Origin of the sequence: Sphingobium xenophagum (assembly GCF_002288285.1) — a bacterium.
Lineage (GTDB): Bacteria > Pseudomonadota > Alphaproteobacteria > Sphingomonadales > Sphingomonadaceae > Sphingobium > Sphingobium xenophagum.
This window is the reverse complement of sequence record NZ_CP022745.1, coordinates 1744490-1764312: the sequence shown is the minus strand read 5'-3', so window position 1 is coordinate 1764312 and position 19823 is coordinate 1744490. Positions and strand designations below refer to the sequence as shown.

25 protein-coding genes are annotated in these 19823 nt (G+C 62.7%); 3 read left to right on the top strand and 22 right to left on the bottom strand.

Annotated elements, in window-relative coordinates; genetic code table 11:
* Positions 1-45: 45 nt before the first annotated feature.
* From rplE to rpsL, 18 genes are all read right to left on the bottom strand, one after another.
* A complete protein-coding gene (gene rplE / locus CJD35_RS08610; RefSeq protein WP_017184036.1) occupies positions 46-621 on the bottom strand; it encodes a 50S ribosomal protein L5 in 576 nt (191 codons plus the stop codon).
* Positions 621-932, bottom strand: a complete 312-nt coding sequence (gene rplX / locus CJD35_RS08605; protein ID WP_017184035.1) for a 50S ribosomal protein L24 — start codon at positions 930-932, stop codon at positions 621-623. Before rplX ends, rplE begins: the two co-directional genes overlap by 1 nt.
* Complete coding sequence (gene rplN / locus CJD35_RS08600; protein ID WP_006960322.1) at positions 932-1300, bottom strand: 50S ribosomal protein L14; 369 nt, start codon at positions 1298-1300, stop codon at positions 932-934. Before rplN ends, rplX begins: the two co-directional genes overlap by 1 nt.
* Positions 1301-1464: 164 nt before the next feature.
* Positions 1465-1728: a 30S ribosomal protein S17 gene (gene rpsQ / locus CJD35_RS08595; RefSeq protein WP_006960320.1), complete on the bottom strand. Its 264-nt coding sequence runs from the start codon at positions 1726-1728 to the stop codon at positions 1465-1467.
* 12 nt (positions 1729-1740) lie between these two features.
* Positions 1741-1944 carry a 50S ribosomal protein L29 gene (gene rpmC / locus CJD35_RS08590; protein WP_006960315.1) on the bottom strand — a complete coding sequence of 68 codons (204 nt, stop codon included), beginning with the start codon at positions 1942-1944 and terminating at the stop codon, positions 1741-1743.
* Positions 1945-1948: 4 nt separating this feature from the next.
* Positions 1949-2380 (bottom strand): 50S ribosomal protein L16, encoded by a 432-nt coding sequence (rplP, locus tag CJD35_RS08585; RefSeq protein WP_006960313.1) that lies wholly within the window; start codon positions 2378-2380, stop codon positions 1949-1951.
* 21 nt (positions 2381-2401) lie between these two features.
* A complete protein-coding gene (rpsC, locus tag CJD35_RS08580; RefSeq protein WP_017184034.1) occupies positions 2402-3097 on the bottom strand; it encodes a 30S ribosomal protein S3 in 696 nt (231 codons plus the stop codon).
* Between the two features lie 4 nt (positions 3098-3101).
* Positions 3102-3488 (bottom strand): 50S ribosomal protein L22, encoded by a 387-nt coding sequence (gene rplV, locus CJD35_RS08575; protein WP_006960310.1) that lies wholly within the window; start codon positions 3486-3488, stop codon positions 3102-3104.
* On the bottom strand, positions 3488-3763 hold the full coding sequence (gene rpsS / locus CJD35_RS08570) for a 30S ribosomal protein S19 (RefSeq protein WP_017184033.1): 276 nt from the start codon (positions 3761-3763) through the stop codon (positions 3488-3490). Before rpsS ends, rplV begins: the two co-directional genes overlap by 1 nt.
* Positions 3764-3768: 5 nt before the next feature.
* Positions 3769-4605: a 50S ribosomal protein L2 gene (gene rplB / locus CJD35_RS08565; RefSeq protein WP_017184032.1), complete on the bottom strand. Its 837-nt coding sequence runs from the start codon at positions 4603-4605 to the stop codon at positions 3769-3771.
* Between the two features lie 10 nt (positions 4606-4615).
* Complete coding sequence (locus tag CJD35_RS08560) at positions 4616-4930, bottom strand: 50S ribosomal protein L23 (RefSeq protein WP_017184031.1); 315 nt, start codon at positions 4928-4930, stop codon at positions 4616-4618.
* On the bottom strand, positions 4923-5546 hold the full coding sequence (gene rplD, locus CJD35_RS08555) for a 50S ribosomal protein L4 (protein WP_017184030.1): 624 nt from the start codon (positions 5544-5546) through the stop codon (positions 4923-4925). The genes CJD35_RS08560 and rplD overlap by 8 nt, the downstream gene beginning before the upstream one ends.
* Before the next feature lie 3 nt (positions 5547-5549).
* Complete coding sequence (gene rplC / locus CJD35_RS08550) at positions 5550-6302, bottom strand: 50S ribosomal protein L3 (protein ID WP_017184029.1); 753 nt, start codon at positions 6300-6302, stop codon at positions 5550-5552.
* Between the two features lie 313 nt (positions 6303-6615).
* Complete coding sequence (rpsJ, locus tag CJD35_RS08545) at positions 6616-6924, bottom strand: 30S ribosomal protein S10 (RefSeq protein WP_006960299.1); 309 nt, start codon at positions 6922-6924, stop codon at positions 6616-6618.
* A gap of 138 nt (positions 6925-7062) precedes the next feature.
* Entirely contained in the window at positions 7063-8253 is a 1191-nt protein-coding gene (gene tuf, locus CJD35_RS08540; protein WP_017184028.1) for an elongation factor Tu, read from the bottom strand.
* Between the two features lie 131 nt (positions 8254-8384).
* The gene (gene fusA / locus CJD35_RS08535; RefSeq protein ID WP_017184027.1) at positions 8385-10457 is read right to left on the bottom strand and encodes an elongation factor G; all 2073 of its coding nucleotides are present in this window, start codon (positions 10455-10457) and stop codon (positions 8385-8387) included.
* 160 nt (positions 10458-10617) lie between these two features.
* Entirely contained in the window at positions 10618-11088 is a 471-nt protein-coding gene (gene rpsG, locus CJD35_RS08530; RefSeq protein WP_017184026.1) for a 30S ribosomal protein S7, read from the bottom strand.
* Between the two features lie 14 nt (positions 11089-11102).
* Positions 11103-11474 (bottom strand): 30S ribosomal protein S12, encoded by a 372-nt coding sequence (rpsL, locus tag CJD35_RS08525; RefSeq protein WP_026002556.1) that lies wholly within the window; start codon positions 11472-11474, stop codon positions 11103-11105.
* Positions 11475-11842: 368 nt separating this feature from the next.
* Here rpsL and CJD35_RS08520 point away from each other — a divergent pair, with 368 nt between their 5' ends.
* The 3 genes from CJD35_RS08520 to CJD35_RS08510 all read left to right on the top strand — a co-directional run bounded on the left by CJD35_RS08520 (position 11843) and on the right by CJD35_RS08510 (position 15839).
* Positions 11843-14131 (top strand): putative bifunctional diguanylate cyclase/phosphodiesterase, encoded by a 2289-nt coding sequence (locus CJD35_RS08520; RefSeq protein WP_026002555.1) that lies wholly within the window; start codon positions 11843-11845, stop codon positions 14129-14131.
* Positions 14132-14392: 261 nt separating this feature from the next.
* Positions 14393-15478: a M23 family metallopeptidase gene (locus CJD35_RS08515; RefSeq protein ID WP_017184025.1), complete on the top strand. Its 1086-nt coding sequence runs from the start codon at positions 14393-14395 to the stop codon at positions 15476-15478.
* A complete protein-coding gene (locus tag CJD35_RS08510) occupies positions 15459-15839 on the top strand; it encodes a bactofilin family protein (RefSeq protein WP_017184024.1) in 381 nt (126 codons plus the stop codon). The genes CJD35_RS08515 and CJD35_RS08510 overlap by 20 nt, the downstream gene beginning before the upstream one ends.
* A gap of 205 nt (positions 15840-16044) precedes the next feature.
* Here the strand turns inward: CJD35_RS08510 and CJD35_RS08505 are convergent, their stop codons facing one another.
* From CJD35_RS08505 to CJD35_RS08490, 4 genes are read right to left on the bottom strand one after another with little or no spacing between them, the layout of a single operon-like run.
* Positions 16045-16413: a YkvA family protein gene (locus tag CJD35_RS08505; protein WP_017184022.1), complete on the bottom strand. Its 369-nt coding sequence runs from the start codon at positions 16411-16413 to the stop codon at positions 16045-16047.
* A 7-nt stretch (positions 16414-16420) separates the two neighbouring features.
* The gene (locus CJD35_RS08500; protein WP_095686986.1) at positions 16421-17929 is read right to left on the bottom strand and encodes a YifB family Mg chelatase-like AAA ATPase; all 1509 of its coding nucleotides are present in this window, start codon (positions 17927-17929) and stop codon (positions 16421-16423) included.
* A 41-nt stretch (positions 17930-17970) separates the two neighbouring features.
* Positions 17971-18675, bottom strand: coding sequence for an RlmE family RNA methyltransferase (locus CJD35_RS08495; protein WP_019052925.1), 705 nt, complete (start codon positions 18673-18675; stop codon positions 17971-17973).
* 10 nt (positions 18676-18685) lie between these two features.
* On the bottom strand, positions 18686-19807 hold the full coding sequence (locus tag CJD35_RS08490) for a Ppx/GppA phosphatase family protein (RefSeq protein ID WP_017184019.1): 1122 nt from the start codon (positions 19805-19807) through the stop codon (positions 18686-18688).
* Between the last annotated feature and the right edge of the window lie 16 nt (positions 19808-19823).

Sequence of the window (19823 nt, the reverse complement as noted above, 5' to 3'; positions counted from 1 at the left end):
AGCTAATGCGTTGGGAGAGAAGCCGGGCCAAAATCCCTAAGGACTTTAAGCCGCCTGCTTCTCTTCTTCCTGCGGGAAGGGGAAACCGAACAGGCGCAGCAGCTCGCGCGCCTCGTCGTCCGTCTTCGCGGTGGTGGTCACGATGATGTCCATGCCGCGCACCTTGTCGACGCGGTCATAGCTGATCTCCGGGAAAATGATCTGTTCCTTGATGCCGAAGGCATAGTTGCCACGGCCGTCAAAGCTCTTGGGGTTCAGACCACGGAAGTCGCGCACGCGGGGGAGCGCGATGTTGATCAGGCGATCCAGGAATTCATACATGCGCTCGCGGCGCAGCGTGACCTTGGCACCGATCGGCATGCCTTCACGCAGCTTGAACTGCGCGATCGACTTCCTCGCCTTGGTGATGACCGGCTTCTGGCCGGCGATCAGTTCCATTTCCTCGGCGGCCTGGGTGACCTTCTTCTTGTCCTGGGTCGCTTCGCCCACGCCCATGTTGAGCGTGATCTTTTCGATCCTGGGGACTTCCATGACGTTCTTGTAACCGAACTTGGCGGTCATCGCCTTGGCGATTTCAGCGTCATAGAGCGCCTTGGAGCGCGGAATATATTTGTCGGCCATTACAGCACCTCACCGGACTTGACGGCGACGCGAACCTTCTTGCCGTCGCGCTCCTCGAAACGAACGCGGGTCGGCTTGCCGTCCTTGTCGGCGACCGCCACGTTCGAGATGTGGAGCGGCGCAGGCTTGCGCTCGATGCCGCCCTGCGGGTTCGACTGGTCGGGCTTGCGATGCTTCGCATGCACATTGATGCCTTCGACCAGGACCTTGTCGTCCTTAGGCATCACCTGAAGGACAGCGCCAGTACGGCCCTTGTCCTTGCCAGCCAGGACGACGATCTTGTCGCCCTTCTTGATCTTAGCAGCGCTCATTACAGCACCTCAGGGGCTAGGCTGATGATCTTCATGTGCTTCTTGGCACGCAGTTCACGAACCACGGGGCCAAAGATACGGGTGCCGATCGGCTCCTCGTTCTTGTTGATCAGCACAGCGGCGTTACCGTCGAAACGGATGACCGAACCATCGGCGCGCCGAATGTCCTTGGCCGTACGCACGATGACGGCGCGATGAACGTCGCCCTTCTTGACCTTGCCGCGCGGAGCCGCTTCCTTGACGGAGACGACGATGATGTCGCCAACGCCGGCGAAGCGCCGCTTCGACCCGCCCAGCACCTTGATGCACTGGACGCGCTTGGCGCCGCTATTGTCCGCGACGTCAAGATTGGATTGCATCTGGATCATGGATCCGGTTCCTTCTTATTTGGCCTACCGGAAAAATTCCGGTGGTTCCGAATTTCGTGCCTGGACCCTGTGAGTCATACGCGAAGCGCGGGCCTGTAACCTCTTCTGAACGAAAAGGCCAGCCCCGCGTCGCAATTAGACTCAAAGAGTCGGTGACCTATCCCTCAGGCCGCCGTTTCCGGCGACTTGTGGGTGTCCACGCGCTCGATGACCTTCCAGGTCTTGAGCTTGGAAATCGGGGCGGTTTCCTCGATGCGGACCGTCTCGCCTTCCTTGTAGACATTGCCCTCGTCATGGGCATGATATTTTTTCGAACGGCGGATGATCTTGCCGTAGAGCGCATGCTTAACCTTGCGCTCCACGCGAACGACCACCGTCTTGTCGGTCTTGTCGGAAACCACAGTTCCCGTCAGCACGCGCTTGGGCATCGTGTGGTTCCTTTACTTGGCAGCGGAGCTGTTACGCTCCGTCTGTAGGGTCTTGATCTGCGCGATCGACCGGCGGACTTCCTTGACCCGGCTGGGCTTTTCCAGCTGGTTGGTGGCCGCCTGGAAACGCAGGTTGAACTGCTCGCGCTTCAGGTTGTTCAGCTCGGTCGACAGCTCGTCGTCCGTCTTGGTCTTGAGATCAGCAACTTTCGCCATGACCTTAGCCCTCCAGATGCGAGGTGTCGCCGAGGCGGGCAACAACCTTCGTCTTGATCGGCAGCTTCATCGCGGCACGCGAGAAAGCCTCAGCTGCGAGCGGACCGGGCACGCCGTCCAGTTCGAACAGGATGCGGCCGGGGGCGACGCGAGCCGCCCAATATTCGACCGAACCCTTGCCCTTGCCCTGACGGACTTCAGCCGGCTTCTTCGTCACCGGAACGTCGGGGAACACGCGGATCCACAGACGGCCCTGGCGGCGGATGTGACGGGTGATCGCACGGCGAGCCGCTTCGATCTGGCGCGCGGTGATCCGTTCCGGCTCCATGGCCTTCAGGCCGTAGGCGCCGAAGTTCAGCGCAGTGCCGCCCTTCGCATCGCCCTTGATCCGGCCCTTGAAGGTCTTGCGGAACTTCATTTTCTTCGGTTGCAGCATGACGCTATACCCTATTCAAAATCAGCGCGCCGGGCGCACGCCGGAGGTCTGAGCCTCCAGCATGAGCCGGTCGGTCGCGAACGGATCATGGCCGAGAATTTCGCCCTTGAAGATCCACACCTTGATCCCGCACACGCCATAGGCGGTGTGCGCGGTGGCTTCGGCATAGTCGACGTTCGCGCGCAGCGTGTGCAGCGGAACGCGGCCTTCGCGATACCATTCGACGCGCGCGATTTCCGCGCCGCCCAAACGGCCGCCACAGGTGATCTTGATGCCTTCAGCGCCCAGACGCAGCGCCGACTGCACCGCGCGCTTCATCGCGCGACGGAATGCAACGCGGCGTTCCAGCTGGTCGGCAATGCCCTGCGCGACGAGACGGCTGTCGACTTCCGGCTTGCGGATTTCGACGATGTTCAGCGACACGTCGGACGAGGTCAGCGCGCCCAGCTTCTTGCGAAGCTTCTCGATGTCCGCACCCTTCTTGCCGATGATGACACCCGGACGGGCGGCATAGATCGACACGCGGCACAGCTTGGCGGGACGCTCGATCACGACCTTGGAGATCGCGGCCTGCGGCAACGTCTTGAAGATGAACTGGCGGATCTTGAGATCTTCCAGCAGGAGACGACCATAGTCGGCACCTTCGGCGAACCAGCGGCTGTCCCAGGTACGGTTGATCTGGAGACGCAGACCGATCGGATTGCTCTTGTGACCCATGTGCTTAGGCCTCCGCTTCTTCGCCAGCTTCACGCACGACGATGCGCACGCGGCTGTAAGGCTTGAGGATCCGGGTCGACTTGCCGCGGCCACGGGCATGGAAGCGCTTGAGCGTGAACGCCTTGCCTACCGATGCTTCCGCGACGACCAGCGCGTCGACGTCCAGATTGTGGTTGTTTTCTGCGTTGGCGATGGCCGAAGCCAGCACCTTGCGCACGTCGACCGCCATCGCCTTCTTGGAGAAGGCGAGGATGTTCAGCGCATCTTCGACCTTGCGGCCGCGGATGAGCGTGGCGACCAGGTTCAGCTTCTGGGCCGAACCACGGATCTGCGTGCCAACGGCCAGCGCTTCATTGTCGGCGACGCGACGAGGAGCTTTTTCCTTGCTCATTAGCGCTTGCCCTTCTTGTCGGCGGCGTGGCCGGGGAAGAAGCGGGTCGGAGCGAATTCGCCCAGCTTGTGACCCACCATTTCCTCGTTCACGGAGACCGGAACATGCTTGCGGCCGTTATAGACGTTGAACGTCAGACCAACGAACTGCGGCAGGATGGTGGAACGACGCGACCAGGTCTTGATCGGCGCACGGCCACCCGCGTCCTGCGCGGCTTCCGCCTTCTTCAGAAGGCTGAGGTCCACGAACGGACCTTTCCAGACGGAACGAGCCATCTCGCTTACCTCTTCTTCTTCGCGTGGCGGCTACGGATGATCATCTTATCCGTCGCCTTGTTGTGGCGGGTGCGAGCACCCTTGGTCGGCTTGCCCCAGGGCGTGACCGGATGACGGCCGCCAGAGGTCCGGCCTTCACCACCACCATGCGGGTGATCGACCGGGTTCTTGGCAACACCGCGGGTCAGAGGACGAATGCCCTTCCAACGGTTGCGGCCTGCCTTGGCGAGGTTGGTGTTGCCATTGTCCGGGTTGCTGACGGCGCCAATGGTGCCCATGCAATCGGAACGAATGTAGCGCTGTTCACCCGACGACAGGCGAACCATGACCATGCCGCGATCGCGACCGACCAGCTGGGCGTAGGTGCCCGCCGAACGGCAGAGCTGACCGCCCTTGCCCGGCTTCATTTCGATGTTGTGGATGATCGTGCCGACCGGCATCTGACCCAGTTCCATCGCGTTGCCCGGCTTCACGTCGGTCTTTTTGCCCGCGATGACCTTGTCACCGGGCGCAAGACGCTGCGGCGCCAGGATATAGGCCTGGGTGCCATCGGGATAGTTGACCAGCGCGATGAAAGCGGTGCGGTTCGGGTCATATTCCAGACGCTCGACCGTACCTTCGACATCCCACAAGCGACGCTTGAAATCGATGATACGATAGCGCTGCTTGTGACCGCCGCCGATACCGCGCGAGGTCACATGACCCTTGTTGTTGCGGCCACCGGTCTTGCGCTTGCCTTCGGTCAGCGCCTTGACGGGCTTTCCTTTGTGCAGGCTCGACTTGTCGACCAGGATCAGGCCGCGCTGGGCGGGGCTGGTCGGGTTATAGTGCTTGAGTGCCATGGTCCGCGCCTCAGATACCGGTGGTGACGTCGATGGACTGGCCTTCGGCCAGCGTCACGATCGCCTTCTTGACGTCCGAACGCGTGTAGGGCTTGCCCTTCCAGCGCTTGGTCTTGCCCTTCTGCACCAGCGTATTGACCGCCTTGACGGTCACGCCGAACAGCGCTTCGACAGCCGCCTTGATTTCCGGCTTGGTCGCGTTGTTGGCGACCTTGAAAACCACGGCGTTGTTTTCGCTCAGGAGCGTCGACTTTTCGGTGATGTGCGGCGCGACGACGACGTCATAATGACGGTTGTCGACGGTTCCGGCTTGCTTTTTAGCCATTGAAACGGGCCTCCAGCTTTTCGACCGCAGCGCGCGTGAGCACCAGCGAGTCGGCTTTCAAAATGTCGTAGACATTGGCGCCGACGGCCGGCAGCAGGTCCACGCCGACAATGTTGGCCGATGCCTTGGCAAAGCTGATGTTCACAGCGTCGCCGTCGATGAACAGCACCTTGTTGAGGTTCAGCTTGGCGAGGCTGGCGACCAGCGCTTTGGTCTTGCCTTCGGCAACATCTAGGCTGTCGATGATCGTGAGCGTACCAGCCTTGACCTTCGACGACAGCGCCATCTTCAGACCCAGCGCGCGAACCTTCTTGTTCAGCGAGGGATTGAAGTCACGGACGCGGGCACCGTGGGCCTTACCACCGCCGATGAACACCGGCGCACGGCGATCGCCGTGACGAGCGGTGCCGCCGCCCTTCTGGCGACCGAACTTCTTGCCGGTGCGGGCGACATCGCTGCGCTCGCGCGTGGCACGGGCGGTGCCGCGGCGCTTTTCAAGCTGCCAGGTGACGACGCGATGCAGAATGTCGGCGCGGGGCTCGAGGCCGAAAACGGCATCGTTCAGCTCCAGATCGCCAGCTTCTGCTGCGTCGAGGGTCTGTACCTTGACCTTCATGGTTTAGCCCTCCTGGCCTTCGGTGACGTCGGTCGCCACGGCGTCTTCGGCCGGGGTGTTCGCAGCGTCGTTGCTATTGTCAGCCTTTTTCAGGCTGGCGGGATAGGGTGCGTCCGCCGGACGAGCGACCTTGACCGCGTCCTTGACGGTGAGCCAGGTGCCCTTGGCGCCCGGAACGCTGCCCTTGACGAACAGCAGGCCGCGCTCGACATCGGTCCGCACGATTTCCAGATTCTGCTGGGTGCGTTCACGATCGCCCATATGACCGGCCATCTTCTTGTTCTTGAAGACGCGACCCGGATCCTGGCGGTTACCCGTCGAACCATGGGCACGATGGCTGATCGACACACCGTGGGTGGCGCGCATACCGCCGAAGCCCCAACGCTTCATGGCGCCGGCAAAGCCCTTACCCTGGGTGTGACCGGCCACGTCGACCAGCTGGCCGGCGATGAAATGGTCAGCGGCGATTTCTGCGCCGACATCGAGGAGCGCGTCCTCGGCGACACGGAATTCGACCAGACGAGCCTTGGGCTCCACTTCCGCCTTCGCGAAGTGACCGCGCTGCGGCTTGGCGACATTCTTAACTTTCGCGGTGCCGGCACCCAGCTGCACGGCCACATAGCCGTCGCTGTCCACGTCCTTCCGAGCTACGACCTGGTTGCCTTCAAGGGCCAGAACCGTAACCGGAACGTGACGCCCGTCCTCCTGGAACAGGCGGGTCATCCCGACTTTCTTCGCGATCACGCCAGTGCGCATGATCCATACTCCCAATAGAGGCCCGCCTTATCAGCGGGCGTATCCAACGAAAAAACCGCTCAGGATCTCTCCTTCGCGGCCAACCCTTAGCTTTCAGATCACCCCGTCTGGGTTGGATGCCACCCCCTATTCGGGAACAGCGACGGGGGACCAGGGCCACGGCCGAAGCCGCGCGGTATCCCTTGTGTCGTTTGAGCTTCCACCCTTCCTTGCAGAAGGCGGGGTGGAATACCCGATACCCTGGCGACTTTTCCGTCAGCAGGAACTTGCTGGCTTGCCTGCCCGGCCATCGCCGGGGCTAAGGCAAACCCGCTTAAGCGAGCTTGATCTCGACATTTACGCCGGCAGCCAGGTCCAGCTTCATCAGCGCGTCGACCGTCTGCGGCGTCGGCTGCACAATGTCAAGCATACGCTTGTAGGTGCGGACCTCGAACTGTTCGCGCGACTTCTTGTCGACGTGCGGGCCACGGTTGACCGTGAACTTTTCAATGCGCGTCGGCAGAGGAATGGGGCCGCGAATGAGGGCGCCGGTGCGGCGGGCGGTGTCGGCGATGTCGCCGGTCGCCTGATCGAGCACGCGATGATCGAACGCCTTAAGGCGAATGCGGATGTTGCTGTCCATGTCCTACTACCGATGCGAAAGAGCCAAAAAACAAACCGCCCCGTTTAATCCTCTAGCGCGAAGCCGGCGAGGATCGGTCCGAGGCGGTTAAAATCCGAGCCGCGCGAATCAGATGACCCGCGCGGCTCGCTGCCTATATTACTTGGTGACTGCCGAAACAACCCCCGAACCGACGGTCCGGCCGCCTTCGCGGATCGAGAAGCGCAGACCCTGCTCCATCGCGATCGGGGCGATGAGCTTGACGCCGAGCTTCACGTTGTCGCCGGGCATGACCATTTCGGTGCCTTCCGGCAGAACGACTTCGCCGGTCACGTCGGTGGTGCGGAAGTAGAACTGCGGACGATAGTTGGCGAAGAACGGCGTGTGACGGCCACCCTCTTCCTTCGACAGCACATAGACTTCCGATTCAAACTCGGTGTGCGGCTTGATCGAGCCGGGCTTGCAGAGAACCTGACCACGCTCAACGTCTTCACGGCCAACGCCACGAACCAGCGCACCGATATTGTCGCCAGCTTCACCCTGGTCGAGCAGCTTGCGGAACATTTCGACGCCAGTGACGACGGTCTTGCGGGTGTCCTTGAGGCCGACGATCTCGACTTCTTCACCAACCTTGACGATGCCGGTTTCAACGCGGCCGGTCACAACCGTACCACGACCCGAGATCGAGAACACGTCTTCGATCGGCATCAGGAAGGGCTTGTCGACCGGACGGTCGGGCTGCGGGATCCAGCTGTCAACCGACTGCATCAGCTTCAGCACGGCGTCGTGACCGATTTCAGGGTTCGTGCCGTTCAGCGCGCAAACAGCCGAGCCAGGGATGATGGGGATGTTGTCGCCATCAAAGTCGTAGGACGACAGCAGCTCGCGGATTTCCAGTTCGACCAGTTCCAGAATTTCCGGATCGTCGACCAGGTCAACCTTGTTCATGAACACGACCATCTGCGGCACGCCGACCTGACGAGCCAGCAGGATGTGCTCGCGAGTCTGGGGCATCGGGCCGTCGGTGGCGGACACGACCAGGATCGCGCCGTCCATCTGGGCAGCACCGGTGATCATGTTCTTCACATAGTCAGCGTGACCGGGGCAGTCGACGTGCGCATAGTGGCGCAGCTCGGTTTCATATTCGACGTGGGCGGTCGAAATGGTGATGCCGCGCTCGCGCTCTTCGGGCGCCTTGTCGATGTTGTCATACGAGGTGAAGGTCGCACCGCCGGTTTCGGCCAGCACCTTCGTGATCGCTGCGGTCAGCGAGGTCTTGCCATGGTCGACGTGACCGATGGTGCCGATGTTGCAATGCGGCTTCGTCCGCTCAAACTTAGCTTTCGCCATTTTATCCTACCTTCTAATCAAATCCGATGGGTTTGACCGCTCGGCCGCGCCTTGCGAAGGCGCGTCCATAGCAGCAAATTTGCATAATGAAAGCCCTAACCGCCCCGTTCGCACAGGGCGGATCAGGATTTTCAGGCCATCTTGGCCTTCACCTCGTCAGCGACATTCTGCGGCACTTCGTCATAGTGCGAGAACGACATGGAATAGCTGGCCCGACCCTGGGTGAAAGAGCGCAGCGTATTCACATAACCGAACATGTTGGCCAGCGGGACCATGGCATCGACGGTCTGTGCGTTGCCACGGCTGTCGGTGCCCTGAATCTGGCCACGACGGCTGTTCATGTCGCCGATGACGTCGCCCAGATAATCTTCCGGGGTGACGACTTCGACCTTCATGATCGGTTCCAGCAGCTTGATGCCCGCCTTCTGAGCCGCTTCGCGCATGGCGCCGCGGGCGCAGATTTCGAACGCCAGAGCCGACGAGTCGACGTCGTGATAGGCGCCGTCATAGAGATGGACTTCAAAGTCGATGATCGGGAAGCCAATCAGCTGACCGGTCAGCGCGGTTTCACGGAAGCCCTTTTCGACCGAGGGGATATATTCCTTGGGAATATTGCCGCCCTTGATCTCGTCGAAGAACTGGTAGCCCGAACCACGCTCGCCAGGAATGACGGTCGCCTTGATGCGGCCGAACTGACCCGAACCACCCGACTGCTTCTTGTGGGTATAGTCGATGTCGACCTTCTTCGCGAGATATTCGCGATAGGCCACCTGCGGCGCGCCGACATTGGCTTCGACCTTGAACTCGCGACGCATGCGGTCGACGAGGATTTCCAGGTGAAGTTCGCCCATGCCCTTGATGATGGTCTGGCCCGATTCATGATCGGTCGACACGCGGAAGCTGGGATCTTCGGCCGACAGGCGATTGAGCGCGATGCCCATCTTTTCCTGGTCCGCCTTGGTCTTGGGCTCCACCGACAGTTCGATAACCGGTTCAGGGAATTCCATCCGCTCCAGCACGATCGGCTGACGCTCGGCGCACAGCGTGTCGCCAGTGGTGGTTTCCTTCATGCCGGCCAGCGCGATGATGTCGCCTGCAAATGCCTCTTCAACGTCCTTACGTTCGTTGGCGTGCATTTCGAGCATGCGCCCGACCTTTTCCTTCTTGTCCTTCACCGAGTTCAGGTAAGTGCCCTTGACGAGCGTACCCGAATAGATGCGGATGAAGGTGAGCGAACCCACGAACGGGTCGTTCATCACCTTGAACGCCAGCGCGCTGAAGGGCGCATCGTCGGTCGCGGGACGGCTGTCCGGCTCGTTGCTGTCCATCTTGACGCCCTGCACGTCTTCAATGTCGAGCGGGCTCGGCATATAGTCGACGACTGCGTCGAGCAGGGGCTGAACGCCCTTGTTCTTGAACGCCGAACCGCAAACGACGGGCACGAACGACTGGTTGAGCGCGCCCTTGCGGATCAGCGACTTCAGCGTCGCCGTGTCGGGCTCGGTGCCTTCGAGATAGGCTTCCATCGCCGCATCGTCCTGCTCGACGGCCAGCTCGATCAGGTCGCTGCGATATTTCGCCGCCTTGTCGGCCATGTCGGCGGGGATTTCTTCAAAGAAGAATTCGGCACCCAGCGACTCATCCTTCCAGATGATCGCGCGGTTCTCGACCAGGTCGACCAGACCCTTGAAATCGCTTTCCGAGCCGATCGGCAGATACAGAACGGCGGGACGCGCACCCAGACGATCAATGATCGACTGCACGCAATAATAGAAGTCGGCCCCGGTGCGGTCGAGCTTGTTGATGAAGCACATGCGCGGAACTTTATACTTGTCCGCCTGGCGCCACACGGTTTCAGACTGCGGCTCAACGCCGGCAACGCCGTCGAAGCAGGCAACCGCGCCGTCGAGCACGCGCAGCGAACGTTCAACTTCGATCGTGAAGTCGACGTGGCCGGGGGTATCGATGATGTTGATGCGGTGGCCGTTCCAGAAACAGGTCGTCGCAGCCGAGGTGATCGTGATCCCGCGCTCCTGCTCCTGCTCCATCCAGTCCATCGTCGCGGCGCCGTCATGGACTTCGCCGATCTTGTAGGACTTGCCGGTATAATAAAGAATACGCTCGGTCGTAGTCGTCTTGCCGGCGTCGATATGGGCCATAATGCCGATATTGCGATACAGTTTGAGCGGATGGCTGCGGGCCATGATGCTTCTCCGTTGCCGGCGCACCGGCGGTTGGGGATTCGTGTTCTTGCGTGGCCCCTAAACCAATCCGTCCGCCATGGGTAGGCCCACGACGAACGGATGGATTTTTAAGAGCGATAGGCGGGGCAGCGGCCGATTGAACGCCGCCCCGCCAATCTTTTTACCAGCGATAGTGCGAGAAGGCGCGGTTCGCTTCCGCCATGCGGTGCGTGTCTTCGCGCTTCTTGACCGCGTTGCCGCGGTTGTTGGCTGCATCCATCAGTTCACCCGACAGGCGGGCGGCCATGGTGGTTTCGCTGCGGTTACGCGCTGCGGCGATCAGCCAGCGAATGGCCAGGGCCTGCGAACGCTCAGGACGCACTTCGACGGGAACCTGATAGGTCGCACCGCCAACGCGGCGGCTGCGAACTTCGATGCCCGGCTTGATGTTGTTCAGCGCGTCATGGAACATGCCGATCGGATCCTTCTTGGCGCGGGCCTCGACGGTTTCCAGGGCGCCATAAACGATCGATTCAGCAACAGCCTTCTTGCCGTCCTGCATGATGGAGTTCATGAATTTCGACAGAACCTGATCGCCATATTTGGGATCGGGCAGGATGATGCGCTTTTCGGGGCGACGACGACGTGACATAGGTTGTTCTCCCCTTACTTAGGACGCTTGGCGCCGTACTTGGAACGGCTCTGCTTGCGATCCTTGACGCCCTGGGTATCCAGAACGCCGCGAAGAACGTGGTAACGCACGCCCGGAAGATCTCGCACACGACCGCCACGGATCAGCACGACGCTATGTTCCTGAAGGTTGTGACCTTCACCCGGAATATAGGTGATGACTTCGCGCTGGTTGACCAGGCGAACCTTGGCAACCTTGCGGAGCGCCGAGTTCGGCTTTTTCGGGGTCGTGGTATAGACGCGGGTGCAAACGCCACGCTTTTGCGGGTTCGCATCCATGGCAGGGACCTTCGATTTGGCCTTCTGCGGTTCGCGGCCCTTGCGGACCAGCTGGTTGATTGTTGGCATGAAGCCCTTCACCTTTTTCAGTTACTTTACCGCAACATCCCTGCGTTTCAGTGCGGCCGGGAAACATGTCGCTTCCAAACAGCAAAGGCCCCGGCGGGTGCAATACCCCCCTGGAGCCGCAAGAGCATCCGGTAATGTTCAGCTCTGTATTGCCCGCGTGGGATGATGCGAGGAGACGAGTCTCGACGCGGCAGACCGCTGGGCAGGCGGGCCTATAGCGATGCCGGGGCAAAGGGTCAAGCCGATCGCCGACCGCCTGGCCATCCCGTTGATCTGGCAGGGTCAAAGGACGCTGGTTAGGGAATTGCTAACCGTGCCTGCCCTATTTTAGCCCCCGGCACCAACGGGGCGCCTTAACTGGACTGGACGTGAACGGGCTTTCGACAATCAGCGGCGAATTTCGCCTGGCCGAGCGGGAGTCGGCGTTCCAGTCCGAGCGCCTGCCCGAATCGCGGCGTCATGCCCGCAATCTTTTCATTCTTTCCACGATTCTCAACACGCTGTTCCTGTTGAGCGACTGGCGCTTTGCCGGGACCGCGCATTTCTGGGTCGCCGTGCCGGCGCGATTGGCCGTGATTATCTGGTCGATCGTCAGCCTGTGGCTAACCCGTCGGATGACAAGCTTTCGGGCGGTTGAACGCATCTGCTTCGCCTGGCAGGTCGTAACCGCCATCGGCGTCGCCTTTCTGGTGAGTTCGCGCAGCGACATCGCCATCTTCGTCCTCGTCATGCTGCCGCTGGTTTTCTATCTGGTCGTCCCAACCAGTTATCGCGGCAATGTCGGCGGCGGGCTGGCCTGTGGCATCGTGCTGCTGATCGGCTATCTCGCCCCTGCCCCGCTGTCCTCCACCATGCCGGGCATGGTTCTGGCCATGCTGATACTCCATTGCGGCATGTGCATCGCGATCGCGCGCAACAACCGGCTTCAGCGGCAGGAATGGACCGCCGGGCAGGTCGCGCAGGCCGTACAGCTGGAACTGGCCAACAGCCGCGATACGTTGCAGCGCATGTTCATGGCTGTGCCGTTACCCTTGCTGGTCACACGCTATGACGGTCAAATCCTGCATCTAAACCGCGCGGCCATCGATGCCTATGGAGCGGGACATGACGTCCGGCTCGATAATGCCGAGCAAACCTATGTGGATTTGCCGGTGCGCGACGAGCTGTTCGCTACGCTACAGCGCGGCGGAGCGGTGGACAATTTCGAGTGTCGGCTGCGCCGCGCCGACGGGGCCATCCGCCATGCAATGCTGTCCGCCCGCCCGATCGTGATCGACGGCGAACCCTGCTTCATGACCAGCGTGGTCGACATTACCGAACGCAAGCAGGCCGAACGGCATCTCGAACGCCTCGCCATGACGGACGCGCTGACCGGCCTTGCCAACCGCGCGCATTTCATGGCCGCCGTGACGCAGGCGACCGCGGCATCGAACGACCGGACGCAACTCGCGGTCCTGCTGATCGATCTGGATGAATTCAAGCGTGTCAATGACACGGCGGGACATGATGCGGGCGACGCGCTGCTATGCGCCGTGGCCGGACGGTTGCGCCAAGCGCTGCGGCCGGGTGATCTGGTCGCGCGGATGGGCGGCGACGAATTTGCCGTGCTGCTGACCCGCCTGCCCGATGCCGACGCGCTTCAGTCGATCCTGACGCGCATCGCCGATCATCTGCACGCGCCGCTCGACTATCGCGGCCGACCGATCGAATCTCGCGTCAGCATCGGCGTGGCGCTGTTCCCCGACCATGGCGAGGATGTGACCGCGCTGGTCAAACATGCCGACATCGCCCTTTATCATGCCAAAAATAACGGCCGGGGCCGCGCAACCATATTCGGGCCGGACCTGCTGGAAAGCTGGGACCGGGAAACGGCGATGCTCGACCGTGCCCGGCATGTTCTGGCGCAGGAACACCCCTGCCCCTGGTATCAGCCCAAGATCGCGCTCGACACCGGCGCGATCATCGGGTTCGAAGCGCTGTTCCGCTGCCCGACCGGCAATGGAACGGTCATCATGCCGGCCGACATCGCTGCGGCGTTCGAGCATCCCGAACTGGGACCGGCGATCACCAATCAGATGATCGCCGGCATCATTGCCGACTGCGCCCGCTGGCGCGATGCCGGGCTGGACGTTGGTCATGTCGCCCTCAATGTGTCGGGCGCGGACCTTAACGATGACAATTTCACGGGTCATTTGCTGGAGCGGCTGGCGCAGGCGGGCCTGTCGCCGACGATGATCGAACTGGAGGTCACCGAGTCGGTCTTTCTGGGTCGCAATGCCGACCGTGTCGGTCAGGTGCTGCACCGCCTGAGCAAAGCGGGCGTGTCCATTGCCCTTGATGACTTCGGGACGGGCTACGCATCCCTCTCCCACCTCAAGCAATTTCCGATCGACATCATCAAGATCGACCAGCGCTTCGTCCGCGATCTGGAGACGGACCCGGACGACGCCGCCATCGTCCGCACGGTGCTGAACCTGGCCTATAGCCTGGGTATCCGTACCGTGGCCGAAGGGGTGGAGAATAGCAGTCAGGTCGATTATCTGCGCGCGGGCGGATGCCATTATGGCCAAGGTTATCATTTTGGCGCAGCCATGCCTGCGGCGACCATAACAGAGCTGCTGGCAAAACAGAAACTCGCCAGCCCAGCCCTCAAATAGATTGAAACAGCGCTGAAAATTGTTTTCGACGGCAAGGAACAAATAAAGGCCCCAATCATTTCGCCGCGCTGAGGCTTCGACTCGTCACGACTCCGCAACGACGGATTCGCCTAGTTCGCAATGCTTTGCTATCGGCCCGACTCGAATAAGAGTGCGGGGTCGCAATTGTCGCAGAACAGCAAAACGGGAGCCGCCGCTCTCCGCGCGCGGTTGAACGCGCTTTGCCCTGAGCGGGAGATTTTTCTCCGCTCCGGGGGGCAGGTGAAGTTCCTGCGAATCTCGCGCCGGGCGCAGCTTGCCGCTATTGCCATCGCCTCCACCGCGTTGATCGGCTGGGGCGGCGCAACCATCTCTATGCTCGCTGGCAAAGCCGCTGTGGCGCAGGAGCGCGCACGGCTCGCCGAACAGGGCAAGGCCGTCGCCAGCACAGCGGACAAGGTCGCGGACTATCGCAAATCGGTCGAGGATCTGGCGCAGGACTTGGAAGCGCGCCAGGATTTCATGGATGAACTCTACAAGACGCATTTCGGTGCGGAGGACGGCAATGCCGCGGGCGCCGATCTGGTCGGCCCGGCCAAGAGCGGCGAGAAGGGCAAGCTGACGGCCAAGATCAGCATGGCCCCCGAAGCCGCGCCTCTCGTCCGACTGGCCCAGCGGCAGCGTCAGTTCGCGATGATGCTGACCAGCGCGGTCGAGCGGCGCGCAGACAAGGCCGCCGCCGCGATCCGCAGCTTTGGCCTGAACCCCGACAGCCTGACCCGCAACGCCGCCCGCGCGCAGGGCGGCCCCTTCGTCCCGTGGAAGGGCGACAAGGGTGCGATGACCGGCGAGCTGGAAGAGCTGGCCAGCGCGCTCAACCGCATGGAATTGCTGGAGCGCAGCCTGCTCACCATCCCGTCGGGCAAGCCCACCACGGCACCGATGCAGACCAGTTCCTATGGCTATCGCCGCGATCCGTTTAACGGCCATGCCGCTTTCCATGCCGGAATCGACTTTCCCGGCCGCTATGGTCAACCCATTCACGCGGCCGCTGGTGGCAAGGTCAGCTTCGTGGGCCAGCGTCAGGGCTATGGCAATGTCGTCGAGGTCGAACATGGCAATGGCCTGATGACCCGTTATGCCCATCTTTCCGGCTTTGTGGGTCGCGTGGGCGAGTCGGTTTCACGCGGCGACACGATCGGCCGCATGGGATCGACTGGCCGTTCGACCGGCACCCACCTGCATTTCGAGGTCCGGCTGAATGGCCAGGCCATCAACCCGCGTCGTTTTCTGGAGGCCCGCCAAGATGTTCTCCAAGTCCAGCAAATCGCAAAAGCGCGTTTCGCCGATGTCGGCAACCGGGGCTAAAAACACCCCCTTTTCGCTGATCGGCAGTGATGTGACCATCAGCGGCAATCTGACTGCATCGGTCGACCTGCATGTCGACGGCACGGTTGAAGGCGACATCAGCTGTGCCGCGCTGGTGCAGGGTCCAGACAGCCGCATCGTCGGCCATGTCACCGCGCAGAGCGCGCGCCTGGCGGGCCTTGTCGACGGATCGATTGCCGCGCAGGAACTGGTGGTCGAGAGCACGGCCCGGATTACAGGCGACGTGCGCTATGAACGGATAACGATCGAACCGGGCAGCCGGATCGAAGGACATTTCGCGCATGAGGACCATAGCCCGGTCACGGAACTCAAACTGATCGCTGGCGACGGCGCGGCCTGATCATCCCCTCCCCCTAACCATATTTGTCACTGGTAGCAGCCGCATCGCAGCGATACCCCTCCCCCGTCATCGACATGGGGAGACGACACCATGGACACGCCCGATTATTGGCCGGATATTCGCCGCTTTCTGATCGGCTTTGCGATTGGCGGCGTCGCCATCGGCCTTTTCACGCTGATGAGCGTCCAGCCAATCCCCTGATCCGTCAGCCGGCCAGCCAAAGCACACAGGCGCCCAGCCCCACGCCCCACAGAAACAGCACAATGAACATGCCCGTGCGGCTCGATGGCCGGTCGGCACGCGCCGCCGCCTCGATCCGATAGCGCGCCATCAGCGCGGCCGGGATGCAACGGACCGCCAGCGCAATACCGAGCGGCACGATCAGCAGATCGTCCAGCAACCCCAGTACTGGAATGAAGTCCGGGATCAGGTCGATCGGGCTGAGCGCATAGGCGGCGACCAGCAGGGCGATCAGCCGTGCGGGCAATGGCGTATCGGGGCTGCGCGCGGCAATCCACAATGCCAAGACTTCCCGCTTCAGCCGCCCGGCCCAGGCTTTGAGCGCGGCGAGCATCGCTGTGTCAGTTCACCGGCGCGCGCCGGCGATAGCTGAGCGCTTCGGCGATATGCACGCGCCCGACCTTTTCCGCCCCGGCCAGATCGGCAATCGTCCGCGCGACCCGCAATACGCGGGTATAGCCGCGGGCCGACAACTTCATCGCGGCGGCGGCCTGCGCCAGCAACTGCCGGCCTGCCTCGTCCGGCCCCGCGACCTGTTCCAGCGCCTCGCCATCGACTTCGGCGTTGGTACGCACCTTGCCGTCGCCATAGCGCGCGGTCTGGACCGCGCGGGCAGCGGCGACGCGCGCGGCGACCTCAACGGAACCTTCCGCCGGCGGCGGTAGCACCAGATCGGCAGCGGTCACCGCCTGCACCTCGACATGCAGGTCGATCCGGTCGAGCAGCGGCCCGGAAACCTTGGCTTGATAATCCGCCGCACAACGCGGCGCGCGCGAACAGGCGAGCGCCGGATCGCCCAGATGCCCGCAGCGGCAGGGATTCATGGCGGCAATCAATTGCACTCTTGCCGGGAAGGTCACATGAGCATTGGCGCGTGCCACCGTCACCTCGCCCGTCTCCAGCGGCTGGCGCAGCGAATCCAGCACAGCGCGCTGAAACTCTGGCAGTTCGTCCAGAAACAACACACCCAGATGCGCCATGCTGACCTCCCCCGGTCGCACGCGCAGCCCGCCGCCGACCAATGCCGCCATCGACGCGCTGTGATGGGGGGTACGAAACGGCCTGGCGCGGCTGATCCGCCCGCCCTCCAGCGTCCCCGCGACGCTCGCCACCATCGACGTTTCGAGCGCTTCGCCCGGTGTCAGTTCGGGCAATATGCCCGGCAGGCAGCTTGCCATCAGCGATTTGCCCGCGCCCGGCGGCCCGACCATCAACAGATTATGACCGCCTGCCGCAGCAATCTCTATGGCACGCTTGGCCGTTTCCTGCCCCTTGACCTGTTTCAGGTCAGCGGTGCGAACCGGCGCTTCGACAGCGCCCGGTTGCGGCGGCGACAATGCCGAAGTGCCCTTGAAATGATTGAGCAGGCTCAGCAGATCGGGGGCAGCGACTACCTCTATCTGCCCTGCCCAGGCGGCTTCGGCCCCCTGCGCTACCGGGCAGACCAGCCCCATATCCTGTTCGCCCGCATGCAGCGCGGCCAGCAACACGCCAGGCGATGGCGCGGTGCGGCCGTCCAGACCCAGTTCGCCGACGACAACATAGCCCGACAGCGTTTCGGCATCGATCACCCCCATCGCCCCCAGCAGCGCCAGTGCGATCGGCAGGTCATAGTGCGACCCTTCCTTGGGCAGGTCGGCGGGGGAAAGGTTGACCGTGATCCGCTTGGGCGGCAGCGACAGGCCGATGGCGGCGATGGCATTGCGCACTCGCTCGCGGCTTTCGGCCACCGCCTTGTCCGGCAGGCCGACGACGATGAAATTGGGCAGGCCGGGAACCAACTGGCACTGTACCTCGACGCCCCGCGCCTCCAGACCCAGATAAGCGACCGTCGATACCGTTGCGACCAAGTGACCCCCGCTTCCTTCCGCTATGCGTCAGCCATCCGGCCCTATTCGGCGATCGGCGCGCCTGTCCGGTCCCGCGCCGGTTCATCGGGTCGCCCCTTGAACCCTTGCGCCACGACATACCATTCCACGCTGCCCTTGCGGCTGGCGGGGGGCTTGGCATGTTTGATCGTCGTGAAATTCTTCTTGAGCAGCACCAGCAGTTCGCCGTCGGTCCCGCCCGCAAAGACCTTGGCTACGAACGTGCCACCCTTGCGCAGATTTTCAACCGCGAACCAGGCCGCCGCCTCGACCAGCGCCATGGTGCGCAGATGGTCGGTCTGGGGATGGCCCACGGTGTTGGCCGCCATGTCGGAAATCACCAGATCCGGCGCGTCCCCCAGCGCATCGCGCAGAAGCTGCGGCGCCTTGTCATCCATGAAGTCCATCTCGAACAGGGTGACACCCCCGATCGGATCGACCGGCAGCAGGTCGATACCCACGACAGCCGCCTTGGGCACCAGCTTGCGCACCACCTGCGACCAGCCGCCCGGCGCGACACCAAGATCGACAACCGCGCGCGACCCTTTCAGGAAATGGAATTTCTCGTCCAGTTCGATCAGCTTGAACGCGGCGCGGCTGCGCCAGCCTTCCGCCTTGGCCTTATGGACATAGGGGTCGTTCAGATGGCGTTCCAGCCAGCGCACCGACTGCGCGGTGCGGCCCTTCGCGCTCTTGACCCGCACCTTGCCTGCGCCAGATCCTCTCATATGGCGCCCTTCACATCATTCTCCCGTCGCGGTCCATCAGCCCGCGCAAAATGCCTTCCCTGATACCCCGGTCGGCAACGCCCAGCCGCTGCGCAGGCCAGATGTCGAGGATCGATTCCAGTATCGCGCAACCCGCCACCACCAGATCGGCCCGTTCGGTGCCGATGCAGGGCAGCTTCTGCCGTTCGCCCAGCGTCATGGTCGACAGCCGCTCCGAAATGGACCGCATGGAGGTGCAGGGCACGATCAGCCCGTCAATCGCCTGCCGATCGTAGCGCGGCAGGTTGAGATGCAGGCTTGCCAGCGTCGTCACCGTGCCGGACGTGCCGAGCAGGCGGATGTCCTCCGCCGCCTGCGGCAGGCGGCGCGCGAGCGGCGCGAATGCATCGCTGACCCGCGCGCGCATCCTACCATAAGCGGCCAGCCGCGCATCGGCATCGTCATGCTCGAACGCCTCGCTCTCGGTCAACGATACGACGCCCCATGGCGCGCTTACCCAATCGACAATGCGCGGCGCGCCCGACGAGCCCTGAGCATCGACCAGCACCAATTCGGTCGATCCACCGCCAATGTCGAAGATCAGGGCCGGGCCGTTGCCCGGTTCCAGCAAGGCATGGCACCCCAGCACAGCAAGCCGCGCCTCTTCCTCCGCGCTGATGATGTCGAGCGCTATGCCGGTTTCGCGATAGACGCGCTGGATGAATTCAGCGCCGTTGCTGGCACGGCGACAGGCTTCGGTCGCTACCGATCGCGCCAGCGTGACATGGCGGCGGCGCAGCTTGTCCGCGCAGACAGACAGGGCAGCGATCGCCCGGTCTATCGCCGCGTCGCTGATCCGGCCAGTGGACGCCAGCCCCTCGCCCAGACGCACGATCCGCGAAAAAGCATCGACGACGATGAAACCGTCAGCCGACGGCTTGGCGATCAAAAGGCGGCAATTGTTGGTGCCAAGGTCGATCGCGGCATAGGATCGCCGTTCGCGCGCGCCATAAGGCGCAAAGCCCCGCTGCGTTGACGGGGGAGGAATGGCCGCAGCCCTGCTCCCATCGCCCGGACCGGAAGCGGCGCGCTTGCCCGCATAACGGCCGGTCGGGCCGGAACTCTGCGGCGATGGGCGGCTTTGCTGCACCATGCCGTAACTCGCTTCA